The organism is Amycolatopsis sp. H20-H5, assembly GCF_035828755.1.
In the GTDB taxonomy this organism is placed as follows: domain Bacteria; phylum Actinomycetota; class Actinomycetes; order Mycobacteriales; family Pseudonocardiaceae; genus Amycolatopsis.
In genome coordinates, this window is the sequence record NZ_JAYMZS010000214.1 from 1 (window position 1) to 7,559 (window position 7,559).

General features: G+C 73.1%; 7 protein-coding genes. 1 reads left to right on the forward strand and 6 read right to left on the reverse strand.

Going from position 1 to position 7,559, the window contains the following annotated elements; translation table 11 throughout:
• On the forward strand, nt 1-1,662 hold a 1,662-nt coding region (locus QMK34_RS46250; protein WP_326421329.1), incomplete at its 5' end, for a WXG100-like domain-containing protein.
• A 166-nt stretch (nt 1,663-1,828) separates the two neighbouring features.
• Here the strand turns inward: QMK34_RS46250 and QMK34_RS46255 are convergent.
• The 6 genes from QMK34_RS46255 to QMK34_RS46280 all read right to left on the reverse strand — a co-directional run.
• A complete protein-coding gene (locus tag QMK34_RS46255) occupies nt 1,829-2,161 on the reverse strand; it encodes a YbaB/EbfC family nucleoid-associated protein (protein WP_326421331.1) in 333 nt (110 codons plus the stop codon).
• Nucleotides 2,158-2,475: a hypothetical protein gene (locus QMK34_RS46260; protein WP_326421332.1), complete on the reverse strand. Its 318-nt coding sequence runs from the start codon at nt 2,473-2,475 to the stop codon at nt 2,158-2,160. The genes QMK34_RS46255 and QMK34_RS46260 overlap by 4 nt, the downstream gene beginning before the upstream one ends.
• Before the next feature lie 26 nt (nt 2,476-2,501).
• Nucleotides 2,502-4,670, reverse strand: coding sequence for a transglutaminase family protein (locus QMK34_RS46265; RefSeq protein ID WP_326421333.1), 2,169 nt, complete (start codon nt 4,668-4,670; stop codon nt 2,502-2,504).
• Complete coding sequence (locus tag QMK34_RS46270; protein WP_326421335.1) at nt 4,667-5,809, reverse strand: DUF58 domain-containing protein; 1,143 nt, start codon at nt 5,807-5,809, stop codon at nt 4,667-4,669. Before QMK34_RS46270 ends, QMK34_RS46265 begins: the two co-directional genes overlap by 4 nt.
• Nucleotides 5,806-6,765 (reverse strand): AAA family ATPase, encoded by a 960-nt coding sequence (locus QMK34_RS46275; protein ID WP_326421337.1) that lies wholly within the window; start codon nt 6,763-6,765, stop codon nt 5,806-5,808. Before QMK34_RS46275 ends, QMK34_RS46270 begins: the two co-directional genes overlap by 4 nt.
• The coding region (locus tag QMK34_RS46280; protein ID WP_326421338.1) for a fibronectin type III domain-containing protein at nt 6,762-7,559 on the reverse strand (798 nt) is incomplete at its 5' end. The genes QMK34_RS46280 and QMK34_RS46275, both read right to left, overlap by 4 nt.

The following is a 7,559-nucleotide window of genomic DNA, read 5'->3' on the forward strand; positions in this document are numbered from 1 at the left end:
GCCCGGCCGGACCCGGCAGGCTCGCGCTGTGAACAGGGAGATGGCATGGCGCTGAACGAGCCCGCGTCCCCCGGCGGGCTGTGGCAGGCCGTGCTGGCGATCAAGCCCAAGGACCAGGTGTGGCCCTCGGACAGCGAAGACACCGCGTACGCGCTGGCCGACCGCTGGCAGGCGGCGGCGAAGCAGATGACCGCCGGGGGCGCCGAAATCACGGCGACGGGCAACCGGGCGCTGGCGGCCTGGCCGGACCAGGCGGGCACCACGCTCCAGGCCAGGACCGACGCGCTGGGCCGCGGCACGTACCCGGAGCTCGCCGCCGGGATGGGCGGCCTCGGCGACCGGGCCGCCGGGTACGGGGAGACGATCCAGCGGACGAAGACCGCGATCACCAGCGAGATCGCCGGCAACGACCAGCTCTACGCCCTCGCCCGCCTCGTCCCCGGCATCGGCGGGGCCCTGTCGGACACCATCGCGACGACCATCGCGGCCAGGGCGGCCGCACTGCTCGGCCAGGCGGCCGGACTGGTGACACAGGCCGGTGCGGCCGCGGGCGCCGCGCCGATCGACCTGAACAGCGTGCTGGACCTACCGCTGCCCGGCGGGCAGGGCGAGCTGAACGGCGGGGTCAACCCGAACCTGCCTACAGACCTGCCGACCCTGCAGCGCCTGCTCGACCAGGCCCGCGCGGCCGGGCTGGATCCGCAGCGGTACAAGGCTTTGCTGCAGCAGTACTGGCTCGCGAAGGCCGCCGGTGCGGCTGGCATAGACCTGAACGCGTGGGACCCGCAGGCCGGGGTCGACGGCAACATGAAGAACCTGACGGACGTCTACAAGTACTACGGCAAACTGTTCCTGGACCATCCGGAACTCCAGTGGGCGGGCATGGCCAACATGATCGGCCCGTCGTTCGCCGCCGGATTCATGGACCTCAACGGCATGCAGGACCTCGCGCGCAAATTGGCCACCTCGCCGCTGCCCCTGCCCGCCGACCTCGCCACCCGGCTGGCCGCGTTCGGCGGCTCGCAGGAGCTCGGCTGGTTCGAGAACAAGTTCCTGGCCATGCAGAAGAACATCTTCATCGACCAGGCGTCCATGCACGAGGCCTACCTCGGCGGCGGCCTCGGCGCCCTCGACGAAATCCGCCGCGCCGGGCTGGTCGACGCCAAGGCCATGGGTGCGTGGGCCGACATCGCGAGCGGCGACCAGGCCAGGATCCAGCGTGGCAACACCGCCCTGCTCGACCGCGAGCAGAACCAGGTCATCGCCGACCAGTACGACCAGATGTACCACCACGACGGCCCGGTCGGCGCCGGGATGACCTACATGATGACCGTCGCCGGCGACGCTTCGATCCCCGGCGCCAAGACCCCCGCCGGTTACCACGCCGTGGACGTCGGCATCCCGGGTGGCCTGGGCGTCCGCACTCCCCTGCCCGACTTCAACGTCTCGGACCGCCAGGCGCGCTGGGACTACGTCACCAACGACACGTTGCCCGCGTACCAACGGCTTCTGCACGACGATCCCGACCTGGCAAGACGGCTGGTCGCTTCACCGGTGGAGGACCGAATCGCCAGCCAACGGCTGGACAGCCGGTGGCCGAAGCTCGTCCGGGACCTCACCACCCTGCAGCCGGTTATCGTACCGCTTCCCGTTCCTCACTGAGGCTCTCGTCCGGCCCAGAAGCCCCTGAAGGCCACCATGACGGCGTTAAACGCCGTCATGGTGGCCTTCAGGGGCAGTCGGTGCGTGAGCGCGGCAGAAGCAGCAGGCCGGTCACCCCGCCACCCACAGTGGGGTCACCGGCCTGCCCGCCTTTTGCGCCCCCGGACTAGCGGACCATCCGGTCGATCTCGGCCAGTACCAGGTCGAACGTCAGGTCGGTGTTCTCCTGGGTCGCACCCCGGGGAAGGAGCGGTGCGGCCAGGTCGAACGCCCGGCTCGCGGCCGTGGCGGCCGCGGCCTGGACCGTTCGGACGATGTCGTCAGACAGGGCCCTCGCGTCCTGGTCGCGGAAGATCCGGGGGTCCAGGCGCAGGGTGAGCAGCTCGCCCCGGGCTCCCGTGGTGGCCAGTATCCGGCCGTCGTCGGACTCCTCGGTCGCTTCCAGGGTGGCCAGGTCGCGGTTGAGGCGGTCGATCAGCTCCGGTGAAGCCGGCTTCACTGCAGTGCCGAGAAGGCGTCGCGGGCGCGGCCGTGGGTCTTCTCGTACTCGGACACGCTTTGCTGGCCTGCGGCGGCGAGCTGGGCGGGGACCGGGGTGATCTTTTCGGCGCTCTGGGACAGCGCTGTCGCCTGTGGCCGGTAGGAGGCCATGAAAGCGGTGCCGAGCGGGCCCTTGCCGAGCTGGCCGTCGAGGCCGCCGATCTCGGCCTGCGCGGCGCTCCAGCCCTGGGTGAGCTGGGAGCCCGCGGCGTCGAGGCTGGACATCGCGCGTGCGGTGTCCGTCGTCTCCATGTTGAACTCGTTACCTGCCATGGGTGCACCCTCCTCGCGGCGAACGGTCACCCCGAAGTTTGCGGGGTGCGCCGGGGGCGCGGAACGCGATGGCCTCTTTCGGCCACCCGGGGCGGGACGAGGCAGCGCGGGTCGAGGGCGGCGCGGACGCGTTCGCGCCGGGAACGGTCGTCGAGGCCGCGGCGCACGGCGCTGACCGCTGACCAGGCCTGGCCGACCGTGCCGCCGTCGGCGCCCGCGCCCGACCACAACGCGATGTCCACCTGGGAAGCCAGCCACACCAAGCCGTCCACCACCGATTCGTCCAGTGTGGACTTCGCCGCGGCCGAAAGTTCGCGGACGGTGATGCCCGCGGGGCACGGCACGCCGTGGGAGCGCAGCAGGTCCCTGGCCTCCCACCAGGCCGCGATGACCCCGTCGGCGCCGGTGCGACGGCGGCGGCGGGCCGCGCGGATCGCCTTGGCCACCGGGATCCCGGCCGCCAGCAGCAGGATCAGCGCGGCGAGGCCGATCAGCAACGGCGTCACCGGGACCGAAAACGACACCTCGGCCGAGTTCACCGGGCCGGACTCCCGATCCGACGGGGGCAGCCCCGGGTCGCGCAGGTCCTGCGGCTGCGGCAGCTCGTCGCGCGCCCGCGCGGTGACCGCGGCCAGGCCGCCGGGCGCCGCGCCGGATCCGCTCGCGGCGCCGCTCGGGTCGAGCGGCACCCAGCCGACTCCGGCGACCGCGACCTCCGGCCAAGCGAGGACGTCGCCGTTGCGGACCACCACCGGAGCGCCCGGTGGCGTCTGTGGCGCGCGGAAGCCGACGGCGAGGCGCGCCGGGATGCCGAGGATCCTGGCGAGCGCGACGTAGGACGCGGCGAACTGCTCGCTCGTGCCGCGTTTGGTGCCCAGCAAAAACTTTCCCAGCTGCGGCCAGCTGCTGCCGGTGGGCAGGTCGGGACCGGTGGCCACCTGGTAGTTCTGCCGCAGGTAGCGCTCCAGCACCAGCGCGGTCTGGAACGACGGCCGCCGCCCGCCCACGGCCGTGCTCGCCAGCTCGCTGATCCCGGCCGGGATCACGCCGAGCCCGTCGGCGCCCGCGGCGGCCGGGTCGATCGGCGCGCCCGCCAGGTCGTCGGCGTCGACGTCGGATTCACGCCAGCTGAGCCCGTAGCCGACCGGCCCGGTCCGGTCCGGCAGCAGAAGCACGCCGGAGTCCGGGTCGATCAGCGGGGCGGCGGCGGTGACGGCGGCGGGTTCGGCCTGACTCGGCAGCCACGGGCCGGGGACGGTGACGGTCAACTGTGCACTGTGGACACTCGTCGGCGCGGTGCGGCCGGGGGTGGCGGCAAGTCCGGCGCCGAGCCGCCGGTAGGCGCCGTCAGGATGCCAGCCCACACCGTCGAAGTCGCCGAGCACGCTGAGCCGCCAGCGGTCGACATGGTCGGTGCTGGTGTAGGTGAAGACCTCGGTGTCCGGCCGCTTCAGCCGGGCGGCCACCTCGTCGAGCGGGCTGGAGACCCGGGACGGCGGCAGCGGCACGTCCTGGTGGTCGCGCGCCGACAACGACGGCCGGGCGCCCTGGTCGGCCGCCGTGATCGCGACCGCGCCGGTCACTCCCAGCAGGATCGGCACTACGAGAGCCACCGCGGCGGCCCGGCGCTGGGTGGGTGCGGCCTGGTTCGCGGCGTCACCCGGCCGGGTGGCGACGAGCAACGCGGCCGACACCACGGCGAACGCGAGACCCGCCACGGTCGCCGCGGGTCCGGACAAAGCGACATAGGCCTGGCTCACCCCGAGCAGGGCGACGCCGGGCAGCACCGCGGCGGGCGCCCAGCGCAGCAGCTCGATACCCACGACAGCACAGAGAAGCACCGCCATCGGGACGAACAGCAGGAGCTCGGGGTCCGGGCGCGCGGGCCAGGTCGACTGGAGCGTCAGCTGCCACGACTCGGTCGCCCCCGCCGCGAGCGCCCGCGGAATGGCACCGGCCGACAGGTCGCGCAGCTCGGTCACGGCCAGCACCAGCAGCCCGGCGACGAGCGCGAGCAGTGGCCGCCACGGCACCAGCGCGGGTACGCGGGCGCAGAGTTCCACCACGAGCAAACAGGCGGCGAGGACCACCGCGATCGGCGCCCACAGCGCGCCGAAACCGAACACGGGGGTGAACAGCAGGCCGGGCAGCGCGGCGGTGAGCAGCACACATTCGGCGGCGAACCTCGTCCTCATCGCGGCACCACCACGTTCCACCGCTTGGCGGCGTCAGCCGCGTCCACGGCGGGCACGACCTTCGCCCCCGGCACCGCCTGCGCGACCGCGCCACCGAGCACGACCACCACGAACGCCGAGTAGCGCGACCGCAACGCCGCGAGCGACGCGCGGTCGGCAGGCGAGGTCGCGGCGGTGATCACGGCGAGCCCGCCACCTCCGGCGCGCGACAGCGGGCCGGGCACCAGCGGCAGGCTCACGCCGGGGGCCGGGGCGAGCAGGGTGAGCTCGTCGAGCAGCCGTCGCACAGCCGAAGGCCCACCGGCGGTGGCGACGTCGAGCCCGCACGAGGTGACGAGGCGGCAGCGGTGTCCCGCACCGGCGGCGGCCGCGACGAGCGACGCGGCGACGTCGACGCTCTCCTCGAACAGCGGTCCGTCGAGCACTTCCCGGCGGGTGTCGAGCAAGGCGGTGAACCGCGGCTGGTCCGGGTCGGCGTACTCGCGGACCATCAGTTTCCCGGTGCGGGCGGTGGCTTTCCAGTGCAGGTGCCGCATTTCGTCGCCGAAGGTGTACTCCCGCACCTCGCGCAGGTCGAACGAACCCCGCAGCGCATCGTCGGTGCCCGCGCCCTCGTGGTGGTGACGCGGATGACCACCCGAAAGGGCGCGCATCGGGTGCACTCGCGGGTGCACCCACAGTGTCGCGGTCTCCCCGGTCGTGACCCGGCCGCGGCCGAGGCCGAGCGGGTCGACCCGGTCGAGGGTCAGCGGGCCGACCTGATGGCGTCCGCGCCGGTCGGTCGGCAGGTCGTAGTGCTGCTCGGCCTGGCCGAACGGAGCGAGCGGCCGCACCGTGACGGCCTGGAAGCCGGTGCCGACCCGATCACCGGCGATGAACCCGGCCTGGCGCCTGCCCACGGTGTTGTGCACCAGCAGCTTGGCGAACGCCGGCCGCCCGCGCTCGACCCGATCGGGGTACACCTCCCGCGCGACGCGCACCCGCGGCCGCCGGGAGGCGAGTGTCAGCGCGGCGGCGACCGCGCCGACGGAAGCCCCGGCCAGCGCGAGGAAAAGGGGGGAGCCCGCCCAGTGGCCGGTGCCGAAGAAGACGGCCGCGGCCCCGAGCACGAGCGCGCCCCGCTGGGTCAGCCTGATCATCGGACCCGGCTCATCCCGGGCGCCGGGACGTCGGCGAGCACCGTGTCGATGACGTCCGCCGGGCGGACCTGGTTCAGCTCGGCGTCGGAGGTCAGGATCACCCGGTGCCCGAGCACGGGGTGCGCCACCTCCTTGATGTCGTCGGGGGTGACGAACCCGCGGCCGTGGGGCGCCGCCACCGCCTGCGCCGCGCGCACCAGTGCGATGCTGCCGCGCGGGCTCGCGCCGTAGCGCAGCATCGCGTGCGAGCGGGTGGCCGCCGCCAGTTTCGCGGCGTCCTCACAGATCGAGCCCTCCACGTGCGCGGTCCGGACCTGCGCCACGGCCGCCTGCAACGCCGGGATGTCGACCACCGGCGAAAGCTCGTCCGGGCCCACGCCCGCGCAGTCGCTCATGATCACCATCACCTCGGCGGCCAGGTCCGGGTAGCCGACCTCGAGCCGCATCAGGAACCGGTCGAGCTGGGCCTCGGGCAGCCGGTAGGTGCCCTCCATCTCGATCGGGTTCTGCGTGGCCAGCACCAGGAACGGGCGGGGCACCTCGTGCCGGACGGCGTCGACGGTCACCGTCCGCTCGGCCATCACCTCGAGCAGCGCCGACTGCGTCTTCGGGGTACCGCGGTTGATCTCGTCGGCGAGCACCACGTTGGCGAAGACACCGCCGCGGTGGAACTCGAACCGCTCGGCGCGCTGGTGGTACACCGGCACCCCGGTGATGTCGCCGGGCAGCAGGTCGGGGGTGAACTGGATACGGCTCCAGCTGCCGCCGACACTGCGCGCCAGGCACCGCGCGAGCGTCGTCTTGCCGAGCCCGGGGACGTCCTCCAGCAGCAGGTGGCCCTCGGCGAGCAGCGCCGCGATCGCGAGGCGCACCACCCGCGGCTTGCCACGGACGACGGTCTGCACGTTCGCCGCGATCCGTTCGTAGACCTCGTGCGCCGGTAGCTGGTGGTTCACCGTTTCTCCCAATACAGGTCGTTTGAGCGGAGCTGGCCGTCCGTGGTGGTGACGACGAAGTAGACGGTCTGGTCCGGCACGTCGTAGTCGGTGGTGCCTTCCCTGGCGGACCCGTTCGCGTCGGTCGTGAACGACACCGAGTTGCTGAACTTGCGTCCATGGCCCGAATACGGCGTGTAGGTGTACTTCGTGTTCGGGGCGAACCCGCGGAAGGTGGCGACGATCCACGAGCAGTCCGGCGCCTTGCAGTGGTCGGTCTGCGCGTCCCCGCCCCGGCCGATCGTGATCTTCGGTGCGGGCACGGTGAGCGTCTTCGACGCTGCGGCGCCGGTCCGGCTCTGCCCGTCCGAGGTCTTCGTGACCGCTCGGACGGTGAAGGTGACCGACTTCCCGGCGCTCAGCCCGGTGAACGTCGTGCTGGTGCCGGTCACGGTCTTGTCGGCCTGGCCCGACGCGCTGACCGTGTAGTACTGCAGCGTGCCGCCGCCGAGGTCGGGCGCGCCCCAGCTGAGCGTGGCGCCACCATTTTGGGCCTTGGCGGTGAGCCCGGTCGGCGCCGAAGCCGTGCCGGCCGGGGTCACCGGCGCTGCCGAAGCACCCGGTCCGGTGCCCGCCTTGTTCACCGCGACGACGGTGAAGGTGTAGCGGACGCCGTTGGTCAGGCCGGTCACGTCGGCGCTGCGGGCGCCGCCGCCGACGGTCGTCGAGCCGCCCTGCCAGCTGACGCGGTAGGAGGTGATCGGCGCGCGGTTGTCCGTCGCAGCGCCCCAGCGCACGGTCGCGGACCCGTTGCC

Coding starts and splice junctions, on each gene's coding strand:
- QMK34_RS46265 (WP_326421333.1), bottom strand. CDS start 4,670: ATGAGGACGAGGTTCGCCGCCGAATGTGTGCTGCTCACCGCCGCGCTG.
- QMK34_RS46260 (WP_326421332.1), bottom strand. CDS start 2,475: ATGGCAGGTAACGAGTTCAACATGGAGACGACGGACACCGCACGCGCG.
- QMK34_RS46270 (WP_326421335.1), bottom strand. CDS start 5,809: ATGATCAGGCTGACCCAGCGGGGCGCGCTCGTGCTCGGGGCCGCGGCC.